Annotated in this window: 13 protein-coding genes; 10 read left to right on the plus strand and 3 right to left on the minus strand. The window is 49.8% G+C overall.

Features of this window, described 5'->3' with window-relative positions; translation table 11 throughout:
* Both KDK15_RS05120 and KDK15_RS05125 read left to right on the plus strand, forming a co-directional pair.
* A partial coding sequence (locus KDK15_RS05120) for a type II toxin-antitoxin system HigB family toxin (RefSeq protein WP_257294289.1) occupies positions 1-203 on the plus strand: 203 nt, incomplete at its 5' end.
* On the plus strand, positions 200-625 hold the full coding sequence (locus tag KDK15_RS05125) for a helix-turn-helix domain-containing protein (protein WP_257294290.1): 426 nt from the start codon (positions 200-202) through the stop codon (positions 623-625). The genes KDK15_RS05120 and KDK15_RS05125, both read left to right, overlap by 4 nt.
* A 165-nt stretch (positions 626-790) precedes the next feature.
* Here KDK15_RS05125 and KDK15_RS05130 read toward each other — a convergent pair whose 3' ends face one another.
* Entirely contained in the window at positions 791-1,093 is a 303-nt protein-coding gene (locus KDK15_RS05130) for a hypothetical protein (RefSeq protein ID WP_257294291.1), read from the minus strand.
* A 348-nt stretch (positions 1,094-1,441) separates the two neighbouring features.
* Here KDK15_RS05130 and KDK15_RS05135 point away from each other — a divergent pair, with 348 nt between their 5' ends.
* The 3 genes from KDK15_RS05135 (at position 1,442) to KDK15_RS05145 (ending at position 6,059) form a co-directional block, all read left to right on the plus strand.
* On the plus strand, positions 1,442-4,414 hold the full coding sequence (locus tag KDK15_RS05135; RefSeq protein ID WP_257294292.1) for a valine--tRNA ligase: 2,973 nt from the start codon (positions 1,442-1,444) through the stop codon (positions 4,412-4,414).
* A 324-nt stretch (positions 4,415-4,738) separates the two neighbouring features.
* A complete protein-coding gene (locus tag KDK15_RS05140) occupies positions 4,739-5,272 on the plus strand; it encodes a hypothetical protein (RefSeq protein WP_257294293.1) in 534 nt (177 codons plus the stop codon).
* A 241-nt stretch (positions 5,273-5,513) separates the two neighbouring features.
* Entirely contained in the window at positions 5,514-6,059 is a 546-nt protein-coding gene (locus KDK15_RS05145) for a hypothetical protein (RefSeq protein WP_257294294.1), read from the plus strand.
* Between the two features lie 602 nt (positions 6,060-6,661).
* Here the strand turns inward: KDK15_RS05145 and dinG are convergent.
* Both dinG and KDK15_RS05155 read right to left on the minus strand, forming a co-directional pair.
* Positions 6,662-8,842, minus strand: a complete 2,181-nt coding sequence (dinG, locus tag KDK15_RS05150) for an ATP-dependent DNA helicase DinG (protein WP_257294295.1) — start codon at positions 8,840-8,842, stop codon at positions 6,662-6,664.
* Between the two features lie 173 nt (positions 8,843-9,015).
* A complete protein-coding gene (locus KDK15_RS05155; protein WP_257294296.1) occupies positions 9,016-9,633 on the minus strand; it encodes a chloride channel protein in 618 nt (205 codons plus the stop codon).
* Between the two features lie 309 nt (positions 9,634-9,942).
* Between KDK15_RS05155 and KDK15_RS05160 the strand changes: the two genes are divergently transcribed.
* The 5 genes from KDK15_RS05160 (at position 9,943) to KDK15_RS05180 (ending at position 16,019) form a co-directional block, all read left to right on the plus strand.
* Complete coding sequence (locus tag KDK15_RS05160) at positions 9,943-10,437, plus strand: YchJ family protein (protein ID WP_257294297.1); 495 nt, start codon at positions 9,943-9,945, stop codon at positions 10,435-10,437.
* 81 nt (positions 10,438-10,518) lie between these two features.
* Positions 10,519-10,785, plus strand: a complete 267-nt coding sequence (locus KDK15_RS05165) for a hypothetical protein (RefSeq protein ID WP_257294298.1) — start codon at positions 10,519-10,521, stop codon at positions 10,783-10,785.
* A 2-nt stretch (positions 10,786-10,787) separates the two neighbouring features.
* Entirely contained in the window at positions 10,788-11,768 is a 981-nt protein-coding gene (locus tag KDK15_RS05170; protein ID WP_257294299.1) for a TAXI family TRAP transporter solute-binding subunit, read from the plus strand.
* Positions 11,769-12,036: 268 nt separating this feature from the next.
* On the plus strand, positions 12,037-14,625 hold the full coding sequence (locus KDK15_RS05175) for a TRAP transporter permease (protein ID WP_257294300.1): 2,589 nt from the start codon (positions 12,037-12,039) through the stop codon (positions 14,623-14,625).
* Between the two features lie 413 nt (positions 14,626-15,038).
* Positions 15,039-16,019 carry a hypothetical protein gene (locus tag KDK15_RS05180; RefSeq protein ID WP_257294301.1) on the plus strand — a complete coding sequence of 327 codons (981 nt, stop codon included), beginning with the start codon at positions 15,039-15,041 and terminating at the stop codon, positions 16,017-16,019.
* Positions 16,020-16,045: the final 26 nt, after the last annotated feature.

Raw genomic sequence — 16,045 nt, forward strand, 5'->3', positions numbered from 1 at the left:
CGCAAGAATTGAAGGCCCTGTTTCCAAGCCTGGATAATTTTAAATACAAGGACAAGTGGTGGGTTATTGATATTGGTGGTAATAACCTGCGACTCATTGCCTTTATCGAATTCAGAGATAACCGAATGTACGTGAAGCATATTGTCTCTCATTCAGAGTACGACAAGTTATGCAAAAAGTACGCAAAGGAGGCTGGATCATGAGATATGCCAATTTAAAAGAAAAGGCAGTGGACTTCTTTGCAGAGGCCCGTTTCATCAGTCGCATCCACAATGAGTCTGAGTATGAGCAGGCTCTGGAATTAATGGATGAATTGATTGAAGACTATGACCGATACCTGCCACTGATCGAGGTGCTTTCTGTCGCTATTGAAAAGTGGGAAGACGAATCAGCAGAATTTTCAGAATTTAACCGCCGAATCGAAGCACTGGATGATGGTGTCGCTATTCTTCGGACGTTGATGGATCAGTACCACTTAAAGGCAGATGACCTTAAAACTGAACTAGGCAGCAAAAGTCTCGTATCCATGATTTTGAACGGAACAAGAAACCTGACAAGAGATCATATACAGGCTCTCTCTGAGCGGTTCAAAATTTCACCATCTGTATTTTTTCACAAAGCCTGAACCAGTTATGTAAGGCGTTACATCACATTGCGCCTTACACTTCTACCCCTCAAACTTACCCTTATAAATCAAGCTGTTGGCTTGATTTTCTGGTCGCACGGACGTCACCGCCCTCAACCCTCGCAGAGCCGGATGAGCCCAATTAAGGCATCCGGTTCCTTACAGTTACTGGTTCACTAACTGATGACCATAGTAGTACTGATGCTGGATTCTTGGCGGTGTCAGGGGGAAGCGTTTCAGGAACCGGGAGAATTGCTCCCACGGAATATAGCTTTTCCGTGATCGGCGACCCAGCCATTTATGCCAGATTTTCTGTACTCGGTAATGTACTGCTTTCAGGGCTTTGCAGTTTCCCGTTATGCCGAAGTACGCAAAGTGACCCGGTAATTTCCGGTTCAATTTGTCGTGCTGCTCCTTCAATGAGTCAAGTCTATGTTTACGACAATAGTCATTGAATGCCTTCAGCACTTTGGCTACTCGCCCTTTGGCGGTTTTCTGGAATATTGCAAACCCACCTTTCCGGGTTTGCCGTGAAAAATATTTTGCTTAACCATTTTCATCACTGATGGGTGGCGCAAAATATTTTCACGCGCCACGGACATTTGTGGTTACCAACAAACAATTTATGAATGCTTAAAATAACAGCTGATTCGGTACTTTCCATGGGCCAATAATGGCCAAAACCCGGTTGTCGGCAATGCAGGGTGCTTCCTGATTCAGCCCCACGGTGTATAATCACCGGTTTATCCAAACCCGGAGACTCCTTGCTCTTCAGGAGTTCCGGGAACAGTTGGAACCTCTACTGGAAAAGCAGTTATGGAAAAGACGTTCAACCCGCAAGCCATCGAACGCACGCTGTATCAAAACTGGGAAGAGAAAGGCTATTTTGCGCCGGCTTCTGACCAACGGGGTGTCAGCACGCCCTACTCCATTATGATCCCCCCTCCCAATGTCACCGGCAGCCTGCACATGGGCCATGCCTTTCAGGACTCCATTATGGATGCCCTGATCCGCTACCACCGGATGAAAGGCTGCAACACACTCTGGCAGGTGGGTACTGACCATGCGGGTATCGCAACCCAGATGGTGGTTGAACGCAAGATCATGGCGGAAGAAGGCAAAACCCGTCACGACTACGGACGTGAAGCCTTTACCGATAAAATCCGGGAGTGGAAAGAAGCGTCCGGCGGCACCATCACCCGTCAGCTTCGTCGCCTGGGGGCATCCGTTGATTGGGATACCGAGCGCTTCACCATGGACAAGGGCTTCTATGCCGCTGTCCAGGAGGTCTTTGTCCGCCTTTATGAAGATGACCTGATCTACCGGGGCAAGCGTCTGGTTAACTGGGATCCAAAACTGCACACCGCCATCTCTGACCTGGAAGTAGAAAACAAAGAAGTCAAAGGCAATATGTGGCACCTGCGCTATCCACTGGCGGATGGTGAGAAAACCGCAGAGGGCAAAGACTATATTGTGGTTGCCACTACCCGTCCGGAAACCATGCTGGGTGATACCGGTGTGGCGGTTAACCCGGAAGATAAGCGTTACCAGGCCCTGATCGGAAAAATGGTTATTCTGCCCCTGGTAAACCGTCGCGTACCGATTGTCGCTGATGAACACGCCGATATGGAAAAAGGTACCGGCTGCGTAAAAATCACCCCGGCTCACGACTTTAATGACCATGAAGTTGGCAAGCGCTGCAACCTGCCAATGATCAATGTTATGACCCTGAACGGCGATATCTGCCAGCAGGGTGAAGCCTACAATATTGATGGTACAGTTAATCAATCCATTGATACTGCTATTCCGGAAGCCTACCGGGGCATGGAGCGCTTTGCAGCCCGTAAGCAGATTGTTGCTGACCTGGATGCCCTTGGTCTGCTGGAAAAAATCGATGACCATACCCTGATGGTGCCTTACGGTGACCGTTCCGGTGTGGTTATTGAGCCGTTGCTGACTGACCAGTGGTTTGTCCGCGCTGCACCGCTGGCCAAACCGGCTATTGAAGCGGTAGAAGACGGCCGTATCCAGTTCGTACCCAAACAGTACGAGAACATGTACTTCTCCTGGATGCGTGATATTCAGGACTGGTGTATCTCCCGTCAGCTCTGGTGGGGGCACCGTATTCCTGCCTGGTATGACGATGCCGGCAACGTTTATGTTGGTCGCAATGAAGACGAAGTCCGGGCAAAACACAACATCCCGCCCCCTGTTGTCCTGAAACAGGATGACGATGTTCTGGACACCTGGTTCTCTTCGGCACTCTGGACTTTTGGTACCCTGGGCTGGCCAGAGCAGACCGATCGCCTGAACACCTTCCATCCCACCGATGTGCTGGTCACCGGTTTTGACATCATCTTCTTCTGGGTCGCCAGAATGATCATGATGACCATGCACTTTATGAAAGATGAAGACGGCAAACGACAAGTGCCGTTCAAACACGTTTACGTGACTGGCCTGATCCGTGATGAGCATGGCGACAAAATGTCCAAGTCCAAGGGGAACGTCCTTGACCCTCTGGATATGATTGACGGTATCGACTTGGAAGCTCTGATTGAGAAACGCTGCGGCAATATGATGCAGCCTCAGCTGGCGGAGAAAATCGAGAAACGTACCCGCAGCACCTTCCCCGACGGTATTTCTGCCCACGGTACCGATGCCCTGAGATTCACCCTGTACTCACTGGCCTCCACCGGCCGTGATATCAACTGGGATATGAACCGTCTGGAAGGCTACCGGAACTTCTGCAACAAGATCTGGAATGCTGCCAACTACGTCAAAATGCACACTGATGATCAGGACACTGGCCAGGGAGGGCCAGATGCCGCGCAAGGCAGGGAGTCGGAAGCGGCAGCGGCCTCTGGTAATGGTGATGAACCTGTTGAACTTACCTTGGCCGATCGCTGGATTGTTTCCCGACTGCAACGCGTAGAAGCCCAGATCGAAAAGAACCTGTCCGAGTTCCGTCTTGATCACGCTTCCCAGAACCTCTACGACTTTGTCTGGAATGAGTACTGTGCGTGGTATCTGGAACTTTCCAAGCCGGTTCTCTGGAACGATGGACAGGGAGGTTCAAGTGTCGCGGGAGACAGGACGTCGGGAACGACCGAGATGCTGGAAAGACGCAAGCGTGGCACCCGTCGTACCTTGGTTCGGGTTCTGGAGGCCATTATGCGTCTGGCCCACCCGTTTATGCCTTTTATCACTGAAGCGATCTGGCAGAACATCAAACAGAGTGCTGGCGTTGCAGGTGAAACCCTGATGCTGCAGAGCTACCCGGTGTCTGACCCGGCCCGTATTGATGAAACGGCTGAGCGTGACATTGAGTGGCTCAAATCGTTTATCACCGGTATCCGTAACATTCGTGCCGAACTGAATATTGGCCCAAGCAAGCCGCTGAAGGTACTGCTGCGTAACACCTCAGCAGATGATGTTGCCCGCCTGAATGACAACCAGACTTTCCTGAAGTCCCTGGCCAAACTGGAAGACATCAAGGTTCTTGCCACAGGTGAAGAAGCGCCAATGGCAACCACTCAGCTGGTAGGCGCCATGGAAGTCCTGGTACCGATGGCCGGCCTGATTGACAAGGAAAAAGAGTCTGCACGACTCAATAAGGAAATAGAGCGGTTTGCCAAAGAAATTGCCCGCTTTGAAGGTAAGTTAAACAACGAGAAATTCATCAGCAAGGCACCTGCCGACGTGGTTGAAAAGGAACAAGCCAAGCTGGCTGAAGCTCAGGCCGCCAGGGCCAAACTGGAAGAGCAGCTGGAGGCGATTAAGGCTCTGTAAACCAGAGCCTCGTAAATAAACAAATGGCTGCGATCACTGCAGCCATTTGTTTATGCCCGGTTTTTTGATTTTTCTTTTGGTTGGCGCTCTTTATTATTTGATCAGTTTTATTAATTTGATCAGTTTTTTTCAGCCTGATTCCTCGTTGAATCCGTTGAATCCGTTGAATCCGTTGAATGTTGGTAATTCTAACATTCATGTTATTGAAGAGCTTGGTATATATAAATACTTTAAGGAGATTAGCTCATCAGCTAATGATGTATTTTATAACAATTTACATCTGAAGAAACATCACTAATGAATCTATACAAATGGAGGTGTAATATGATTTATAACGGTTTCAATCCAACTGATTCTACGGGCCAACCTCAATCATCTCAATTCCCTGCTTCTGGGACACCTGAAGGCAGTTTCTCTGGCAATAGGGTAACTATCGCCGGGCACTTCAATGAACGCCGCCAAATACCTGAAGTAGAGAAGGGGTATGAGGAGCGATCACTGCATAGCCGAAAAACCAAGCGTACTCTGGCCACATTGTCAGCAATCGCTATGGGCGTTGCATCAGCATTATTTATCATTCCGGCTGCCGTTTCCTTAGGGGCTTTCACTCTGGGTTCTATTTGTACACTGTTAGGAGCGATAGGAGGACCACATGGTATGTTTATTGGTTCAGTGGTTGGTGGCGCTATTGGGTCTTTCGCAGGATTCACCGTGGCAGCCTACTTTACACCCTATCTGATAGCAAAGGTTTACAATCTTGTTCTGGAGGCGACAAATGGCAATGGCTTTGAGCGGTCAAATCTTGCTGATCGAGTTGTGGCTCACTATGAGGGGTCAGTTTCAACATCAAGGGCATAAACCCAATGCAATCTAAGTTGTAAATAAAAAATCGCTGCAACCACCCCAGCGATTTTTTATGCTGTCCTGAATTAACGTCCACATTTCTTCAGCCGCTACCCGAGTTCCGCTACCCGAAAAGCTGGAACCGCTGGTGCATTTGCAGGCAGCGGATGGCGATCTTTTCCCGGACGGATTAAAATATTGAAGTTATTCTGTGACAAATCCTTAATTCATCAATCCATGTAAATTGAGCTGTTATATGATTGCTACCGAAACCACGGGGTCTAATTTCACCGGCCCATTCAATCCGTCAACTGTAGTCACTATTTCTGAAGAAACTGAAGCCAGGCTTTCTGGCAAAAAAGTTTCTACTGCTATGTACTCAAATGAAAGGCCCCAAATACCGGAAGAAAACAACGGATATGAGGGGCAGACACTGAAAACCCGAAAAACCGAGCGAGTCCTGGCCACATTGTCAGCGATCGCAATGGGCAGTGCATCAGCGATTATCATTCAAGCTGCTGCTCACATCGGGTGTTTCACTCTGGGCGCCGCAGGTGCGTTGATAGGGGGGATGATAGGAGGGCCAGAAGGTCAGTTAACAGGAGGTCGGATAACAGAAGGTCAGTATATTGGTGCAGCGGTTGGTACCACTGTCGGGACTTTCACAGGATTCTGCGTGTCAGCTTACTTTGCCCCCTATATGGTAGCAAAGACTTACAATTTTGTTCTGGAGGCGTCAAATGGAACTGGCTGTGAACGGTCAACACTTGCTGATAGAGTTGTGGCTTATTATGAGCGGTAAATATTAAACCTGATCGGTTAGAAAACGGGAACAAAATCCTGTCCCTATTGTCCAAACAGGGTCTTGGATGAAAAGTACAGTGACAGAAAATCTACATGAATAACACATGTAGTGCTTTTCTTCCTTTCATCCTACTTCCATTGATTTGCGAGGCATAAACATGGGTTGTTACTACCATGATAAACAGCGGACCAGATCCATTAAAATCACCCAGACTACCTGATACCTCAGTCCCTGACAGTCAACCTTGGGATACCACTTCAACGTCCAGATGGCTGACCCGTAACGTTGCAGAAACCCTTAAGCATTTTCCTAATATCCATGCAGGCCCGACCCTACCATGCGTGCTTGGGAATTCATACCGGAGCCTGCTGGATATGGAACAACCTGTTTCTGCCCGGAATCATGGGTTCTATATTTGCGGAGAGTTTCGGTATGCATTCCCACGGAGGACCGTGGGAACAGTGTGCGAACTTCCACATTTCCGATGCTATAAGGTAAAGAAAAAACTTACCACGGAAACACTGAGAAAAGAAAAAATCTTTTCCTCTGTGTCTCTGCGACTCCGTGGCAAAAAGAGGAACTTATTCCGGGACAATTCCTTATCTCATAACTGCCGCAGTCGGCTCGATAATCCGGTTAAACGGCGGCAGAGAGTTCATGATCATATGGCCATACCTGGCGGTAACCAGACGCCGATCCATAATCGTGATACGACCAAGATCCTGCTCCGTCCGCAATAGACGACCACAAGCCTGTATCAGGCGAATCGCCGCATCCGGCACGGTAATTTCCATAAACGGATTCCGCCCCTGGGCTTCCAGCCACTCGGAAAGTGCTGCCTCCACAGGGTCATCCGGTACCGCAAAAGGAATCTTGGCAATAATCACGTGTTCGCAATAATGACCGGGCAAATCTATCCCTTCTGCCAGGCTGGCAAGACCAAACAGGATGCTGACCTTGCCATCATCAATCTGCTGGCGATGCTTCTTCAACAACTCTTGTCGTGAATAGTCATCCTGCAGCAGGATCTTCTCCTGCCACTGGTCATCCAGACCAAAATGCACATCCTTCATCTGTCGGCGGGAAGAAAACAGGACCAGCATCCCTTTTGGGCGATCATCACCGGACAGTAAATCTGGCAGCAGATCGATAATCTCACTGGTATGATCTTCCGCATTCCGTGGGTCTGAGGCCATGGCCGGTATCACCAGAGAAGCTGCCTCACCATGAAGAAATGGACTGGGCACTACCACACAGCGAGACTCCGCAGGCACTCCGGAGCGCATCCGGAACCGGCCAAAGCTACCCAGGGCGGCCAGGGTTGCCGAGGTGACAATGGCCGCATGAGCGGGATTCCACAGCGTCTGCCATAACGTCATGGAAGACATGATCGGGCTGCTGAATACCTCCAGTTCTTCGCCAAAAGCACCTTCAGTCCATTTCAACCAGCGTGCGCTGGGAGGTTCACCCTCAGGATCTTTTATGGTGTAGGTCAGCCAGAGTTGAAAATGGCTCTCCATACGTGACTGCATACCACCGATTTCGGGGTAGAGCTGTTCCGCCTGCCAGCGGTCAATACCCGGAACATCACCGTCCATCGCATCGTCCAGGGCTTTGGCTATCTTTTCCAGCATACCGCTGCACTTGCTGAAACCGGCTTTCAACCGTTCAGCCTGTTGTCGTAATGGTTCAGGCACAACGCCTTGGGGAAAGCGGTAATAAGCGACCTGACTCTCCCCCTGCGTGGTAAATTGTGTCTTTGGTTCAAACCGGGCAATGCTGTGCAGCATCTCCCGGGTATGACCCAGGGCATTGACCAGGGCATCAAACTCGGGCTGAATCCGCTCCAGCAATTCACCCAGCTCTCCCGGCAAAGTCTGATGGGTCAGAATTTTCTGCAGATGTCGTCCGGCTTTCTCCAGCCAGCTGGCGGTGCCCTTGACTCTGGACTGACAGGTAAAATGATCAATGGCTTTATCGGGCAGGTGGTGGCCTTCATCAAACACATAGATAGCATCCTTGGGCTCAGGAAGGATCGCACCGCCTCCCAATGCCAGATCCGCCAGCACCAGATCGTGGTTGGCAACGACAACATCGGCATGCTCAAGATCACCCCGTGCTTTATAAAACGGGCACTGCCGAAAATAACCACAACGACGCCCACTGCATTGCGCATGGTCAGTGGTGATGGTTCGCCACTGCTGATCTTCCAGGGCATCAGGCCAGCTGTCCCGGTCGCCTTCCCATTTGGTAGCGGCAAATGCCTCCAGCATGCTCTGGTATAACGCCAGGGAGGACTGATCGTTTTCCAGGGTGGAACCATCGTAGGCGAACATATCCATTAACGAGGCGGTCGCTTCCTCTTCCTGAAGCAACCGGTCCAGCTTACTCAGGCAGGCATAACGGCCACGTCCCTTGGCCAGGGTATAGGAAAACTTGAGTCCGGTTTTTAATATGATATCCGGCAGATCTTTATTAATGACCTGTTCCTGAAGTGTCACGGTTGCCGTGGCAATGACCAGACGCTTGTTCGCAGCCTGAGCCATCACCACCGCAGGCAACACATAACCCACCGTTTTTCCGGTACCCGTACCCGCTTCAATCACCGTAACCGAGGGATCGGAGATTCTGCGACCGTCACTGTCGGTTTCAATAGCGCCAAGCGCACGGGCAATCTCGGCAATCATCTGCTTCTGCCCCGGTCGGGCCTTTAGCTTTTTACTCTCCAGAAAAGCGCTGTACGCTTTCTGGATGGCTCTCTTCTGGGGTTCGTCAAGCACAATGCCAATCGCTCTGGTGGAGTAGCTGAGTTCAACTCAGATTTAAATACTCTGATTGTATCCTGTTTCATCACACTGCACAGCGGTGAATACCACAAACTCTGTTCAATAAACGATACGACAGACAGGATCAAAACGTTTTCCCAGATAAAACAGATAAAAAAGGACACCCACTATTCCCGGTCAGGCAAATATTGGCTGATATCAGGCTTTTTGATGTCACTCCATATATCCTTTACCAGCACTGGCTCGGGGTGCAGGTCTGCATTATTATCCAGTGTTATGGCATGATAGATATCAACAAGTGAAGCGGGCACGCTGCCAGCCAGACCAATAACAGCAAAAGCAGTCGCAGCAACCGCACCAAGAGCGACGGCGGCAGGAATGGCTAGCAAGGCACCCGTACATATTCCGACAAAAACACCGAGATTACTTGGAGATACTTCAGAGTTCGGAAAGAATAAAGTTTTAATTAATCTACCAACGGTACTGCCAATAACGTCACCGGCAAAAGCACAAATAGCACTTGCAGCGATTATCGGCGTATAAATTCCAGCTTTTGCACCTATACCTGCCATTCTCAGTATTCGATTTTTGGCGGCATAAAATGGATAGATTAAACGATCTTTGAGGGTGGGCGATTCATCGAATGATCTGTTACTTTCAGTCTCTCTTGTGGCATAGGATTCAGTGGTCGTCCTGCCATCAAATTGACCGTCAGGACGCTTGGGGGTGGGTCCTGTGACCGTTGAATCAAACTGCCCGGTAATTATTGTGCCTGTAGGTTGCATAAGATCCCTCCATGGATTTCCATAAGATTTAAGATTTATCAGAAATAATTACTGACTTTGTTTCAGTGCATTAAATACTACAGCAGGTTTATCCGCTGTTCCCATAACAGCAGGGTTAGAAATACTGACAGAAAAGCAAACAATTAAGTGCTTAACAGCCTTTATTTTTGCAGCCCTTGCGGCAATAGGTCAGGGCCTGTTAACGTTTCGTCGTAAGCTCAGCAACGAAACGTCAACAACCCCTGGCATTGATGTCTCCACTTAGAATTTTTTCACGCGCTTTGCATATGCCGTTTTCGGGTAATTACCATGTCCATTTACACCTCAAATTGCCCCTGTGGCTCCGGAAGAACATTTACTGAATGCTGTAAGCCTTATATTCAAGGGAAGCCAGCCCCAACTGCAGAAACATTAATGCGCTCTCGTTATACGGCTTACACACTGAGCAATATTCCATACCTGGTTGCAACAACCCATCCCGGACAACAGGAATACATCAAACAGCAGAAACTCTACCAGCAATCAACCGGTACGCTATGGCAAAGGCTAGAGATTGTAGATACAGAGGCAGGAAAAGCAGCGGATCAATCCGGCATGGTTGAATTCAAGGCGTGGTTCAAAGAGTCACTCTCAAGTCCTGAAAAAGTCCACCATGAACGTTCTTCTTTCGTCAAAAAAGAAGGGCACTGGTATTTTGTCTACCCGAAAATGGCACTGGTCAAAACAGAAAACGTTGGCAGAAATGTTCCCTGCCCTTGCGGCAGTGGCAAAAAGTATAAAAAGTGTTGCGCACGATTAAACTGACAAGCTTTCCGCATTATCATAGGTAGTTACCGAGAATCAATAGACAAAAATCAAAGAAATCAACTCTCAAATGGGGTACCATTGCTCATCATACAAAGGATTGCCAAGTACAAAACCAGCAGCCTGACAGGCAAATTCCTGCGCTTGCCATTGATGGTTAAGCAAATCAAACCAGTCAGGGGGGGCAACATGGAAATGCTGCCCGTGCTGAACATAATAGCCATGAACGAGCAGTATGGTTCCGAGGTCATCAGAACTTTCCCAAGCTCTGATGCCCGGGGCACACCAATTCTGGTGTCCACCACCTGCTTATTCCCTGGTAATAAAAGCTCAAATCAAGAGGACTGACAATGACCATTTTCAAGAAACTGGGACTTGCCATTTTGGGGGCAGGTTTTGCTGCTATCTCCTCCGCCGCCAGTGCAACCACATCCAGCCAGCAGTTTGTCACCATCGGTACCGGTGGTGTAACCGGCGTGTACTACCCAACCGGTGGTGCTATCTGCCGTCTGGTGAATAAGGAACGCAAGGATCACGGCATCCGCTGTTCTGTAGAAAGTACTGGCGGCTCTATTTACAACCTGAACACCATCCGTGCCGGTGAACTCGATATGGGTATCGTCCAGTCGGACTGGCAGTTCCACGCCTACCGGGGAACCAGCGCCTTTGAACAGCAAGGCGCCAACAAAGACCTGCGGGCGATTTTCTCGGTACACCCGGAAGCCTTTACCATTCTGGCCAGAAAAGATGCTGGCATCAGCAAGTTTGAAGACCTGAAAGGGAAGCGCGTTAACATTGGCAACCCGGGCTCCGGTCAGCGTGGCACCATGGAACAGCTGATGAAAGTGTATGGCTGGACACATGACAGCTTCTCCCTGGTTTCTGAGCTGAAAGCAGCCGAACACGCCAAAGCACTCTGTGACAACAAGATTGACGCCTTTGTCTATACCGTTGGCCACCCATCCGGATCTTTCAAAGAAGCAACCACTTCCTGTGATACCGTCCTGGTGACCATTGCCGGTGACAAAGTGAATAAGCTGATCGAAGACAACCCATACTACCGCACCGCGACCATCCCCGGTGGCATGTACAAAGGCAACGATCAGGACGTTCAGACCTTCGGTGTTGCAGCAACCTTCGTATCCTCCACCGCTGCCAGTGAAGAAGCGGTTTACCGGGTTACCAAGGCCGTATTTGAAGATCTGTCCACTTTCAAAAAACTGCACCAGGCCTTTGGCACCCTGAAAAAAGAAGAGATGGTGTCTGATGGCCTCAGCATCCCGCTTCATGAAGGCGCCAGGCGTTACTATCAGGAAGCAGGTCTTCTCTAAACGTTTCCTCCTACCCGGGAAGGTGTAGAAACACCTTTCCAAATGCATGTTGTCATCATTCAGAGTGCTGCCTGAATTCTGCATGATCACATATACAGCCCTCGCCCAACACGGGCCAAAGGGCTGCATGGGGAAACACTGTCATCTTTTGTCACCTCATAGGCTTGATATTCCGTCTCCCCCATTTTTATAAGGCCATGAGCCATTGGATGAAGAATGCATCCTTTCCAAAGGAATAGCGCATAACTTCAATAACAACAGGTACATTATGGAAGTAGTCAACAGCGACAAGCTGAATAATTCAACAGCAGGCTCCACCAGCTCTGCTGAACAAATGGTTAATCAGTCCGAACAAGGTGGCCGACAGCCTGTAGGCATATCCAGGCTGGTTTTGCTGGGTACAGCCCTGAGCTGGTCACTGTTTCAGCTGTGGAATGCATCACCTCTGCCGTATATTTTCAATGTTGCCATATTTAACGATGGCCAGGCTCGGGCAATCCATCTCGCCTTTGCCATATTTCTGGCATTTATTGCCTTCCCTGCCAGAAAAAAATCGTTTGCCAACCAGGTCTCCGTTACTGACTGGCTATGTGCACTGACTGGCAGCTTCTGCGCCGCCTATCTTTATATTTTCCATCAGGCGCTGGCCACCCGTGCCGGTGCTCCCGTTACCCTGGACCTGGTTACGGCAGGTGTCGGCATGCTGCTTCTGCTGGAAGCAACCCGCCGGGCACTGGGGCCGCCACTGATGGTGGTTGCAGCGGTTTTTATCACCTATGCCCTTGCTGGTCCTTACATGCCGGATGTGATTGCCCACAAAGGCGCCAGTCTCAACAAGGCGCTGTCACACTTCTGGATTACCACTGAAGGTGTCTTTGGTGTTGCCCTGGGTGTCTCCACCAGCTTTGTTTTCCTGTTTGTTCTGTTTGGTTCACTGCTGGAAAAGGCTGGTGCCGGCAATTACTTCATTCAGGTGGCATTCTCTCTACTGGGGCATCTCAAAGGCGGACCGGCCAAGGCAGCCGTCGTGTCATCCGGCCTGAGCGGTGTTGTTTCCGGCTCGTCCATCGCCAACGTGGTCACCACCGGAACCTTCACCATCCCCCTGATGAAACGTGTCGGCTTTCCCGCTCACAAGGCAGGTGCCATTGAGGTTGCCGCCTCCACCAATGGACAACTGACGCCGCCTATTATGGGCGCTGCTGCTTTCCTGATGGTGGAATATGTCGGCATCTCATACATTGATGTTATTCGCCACGCCCTGTTACCCGCAGCGATTTCCTATATAGCCCTGTTTTACATTGTCCATCTTGAAGCCCTGAAAGCGGGCATGCAGGGACTGCCAAGAAGTGCCACCCGCACCAGGACTCAGGCACTGATGTCATTCACGGGCTCGTTTGCCGGGCTCTGTCTGCTGGGCGCCGGTGTCTATTATGGTGTTGGCTGGACCAGACAGTACATGGGAGAGTATGCCCTCTGGATTATCACACTGGCATTACTGGCCAGTTATCTGATGCTTGTGAAAGTGGCCGCTAAACAGCCTGATCTCATCAACAATATTGAAGATGAGATACGCAGCACTCCGATACCCGGACCAACCATCAAGCGCGGTCTCTATTATCTGCTGCCTCTGGTGGTTTTACTGTGGTGCCTGACCGTTGAACGCTACTCTCCCGGCCTCTCTGCCTTCTGGGCAACCCTGATCATGGTTGTCATCACGCTGACCCATAAAACCCTGATTGATATGTTCCGGAAGGAGCAAACAACCACGCATCTGCAAGAAGGCTTTCTGGATCTGCTTGACGGGATGACCACCGGGGCCAGGAATATGATCGGCATCGGTGTTGCCACCGCAACCGCCGGTATCGTTGTGGGGGCGGTCACTCTGACCGGTATTGGTCTGGTAATGACCGAGTTCGTGGAATGGATTTCTGCCGGCAGTATCATGCTTATGCTGCTGTTCACTGCCATTATCTGCCTGGTGCTGGGCATGGGTCTGCCAACCACAGCAAACTACATTGTGGTGTCCACCCTGATGGCTCCGGTTATCGTAACCCTGGGCGCACAACATGGGCTGATCGTTCCTCTTATTGCTGTCCATCTGTTTGTGTTCTACTTCGGTATTCTGGCGGATGATACCCCGCCTGTGGGTCTGGCTGCTTTTGCCGCTTCGGCCATCGCACAGTCTGACCCTATCAAGACCGGTATCCAGGGCTTCACCTACGATATCCGTACCGCCGTTCTGCCGTTTATGTTTATCTTTAATACGGAGTTGCTGCTGATCGGCGTTGACAGCATTGCACAACTGGCGATTGTCGTCTTTGGTGCTATTGCGGCCATGCTGGTGTTTGCCACCGCAACCCAGGGTCACTGGTTAGTAAAAAACCGCTGGTACGAAACTCTGGGTATGCTCCTGATCGCCTTCACGCTGTTCAGGCCAGACTTCTGGTGGGATAAGGTTTACCCTCCCTATGAAACCTATGCAGGCCGTAACATTGTTACCCAGGTTGAAGCACTGCCTGACCAGGCTGGTGCGCGCCTGTGGGTAGCTGGAGAAACGCTGGAAGGTAAATCGGTTAATCAGATGGTTATTCTGCCCGCTGGTGATCAGGCCACTGCTGATGACCGGTTCCGCCATATGGGGCTTGAGGTTCTGGTTGATGGGGATGACCTGACCATCGATATGGTTGACTTCAACAGCGAGGCTCAGCAGGTCGGTATTGATTTTGACTGGCAGATTCATCGTCTGGAAGTTCCGGCAGAGCGACTGCCAAAACAACTGACATGGATACCCGCCTTTATTCTGCTGTTGTTGATTTTCCTTGGACAAAGACGCCGACAGGGCCAGTGCAGCTAAGCTCTGATATATATACACAGGCACCTCCCACGCCCCCCCCCCGTGGGAATGCTTACCCTAAACTCGCCGTCAATGCAAAATCCCCACTAATCCCACCCCCTTTGACGGTGAACTAATTCATTTTCTTTTTGTCCTAATAATCAGATAACTGTATCAGAAGAATATTATTCGGACATTCTCCCGGGATTACCTGAAGCACTGCCAATCAGTCAGGTTCCTGGTTACATAAGCTGATGACAAGAGCGGTATTCATAACAGGGATAAATTACTGTAAGGATAATTAATATGAATATTGTACCTGCCAGCTATCAACCCGCCCTATGTCTCAAATCCGGAAAAGCAGATTCTGAATCCTCGGGCTGCACTCTCTACCGGAATATTTTGACCAAAAACACCGTTCCGGCTTTATAGCAATGGATAACGGGCATACCCCAAGTGAGTGTCTGAATGCTTTTTTTCATGGCCCTACTGTTGCCGACTGTGCCACGACCCTGCTGGCCTGTCAGTATCGAGCCATTGAATCCATCATTGGCACCGACGAATTCAACCGCATCTTTGATGCCCCGGCCTCAAAATTCAGAATTTCCTATACGCTTTTCACATCGCCTGAACGCTTCGCCAATACAGTTGGCAATATAAAACCGATCAATGCCGGAAACCCTATCTATGATCTGTTTGAAAATCTCAAGTTCATAAATCTGACTTCCTCTGTTTCAAATACTGAAAAAATTTCAGAACTGGATATCAAAAAGGGTGATATTCTCTATATTCAGGGCGTTGACAGCTACTGCGAGAAGCACAAAACCGGTGCTGCAATCGGTTTTAATCTGATATGCACCGGGCAAAACAGCAGCGGACACAATCTCTATCTGGGGTTTGGTCCGGATCATTTTGTTGAACCGAAAACCTATGACCAGGTCAAAAAATTATTGATTGATGGTTATAACAGCCCACAAAGACCTGAGACAATCTGTGCTATTGAAGAGGGGGAAACGGGTTATGCACAGCTGTCCGGCCATAACCTGCCCTATGATCACCCTATTATTGGTATCACTTTAGCGTTTCGCTTCAGTACTGTGTACTGGGAATATTTCTTGTCGCAGTCCGATCAAGTCTGGCATAAGCAACCGCCGTTGCCTGTTTCACCGGCTATGGAACCAAAACCGGTGCATCACGGCTCACCGTTCCCCACTGAAAATTTTGTTGCTGATCTGGATCAGTTCAAACCCGCCTCACCACAGCAGGAACGGATGAAAGAGACGGCCCTGAGGTTCACTCACGCTGTGATTAATAATCAGGGTAAAGCCCTGGATAAAAAGCCCATGGGACTTTTCCTGACCGGATCACCGGGACTGGGAAAAACACACCTTTGCCGTGAAAAATATTTTGCTTAACGATTTTTCATCCCTGAGGGTGGCGC

Source organism: Endozoicomonas sp. YOMI1 (assembly GCF_024606345.1).
In the GTDB taxonomy this organism is placed as follows: domain Bacteria; phylum Pseudomonadota; class Gammaproteobacteria; order Pseudomonadales; family Endozoicomonadaceae; genus Endozoicomonas.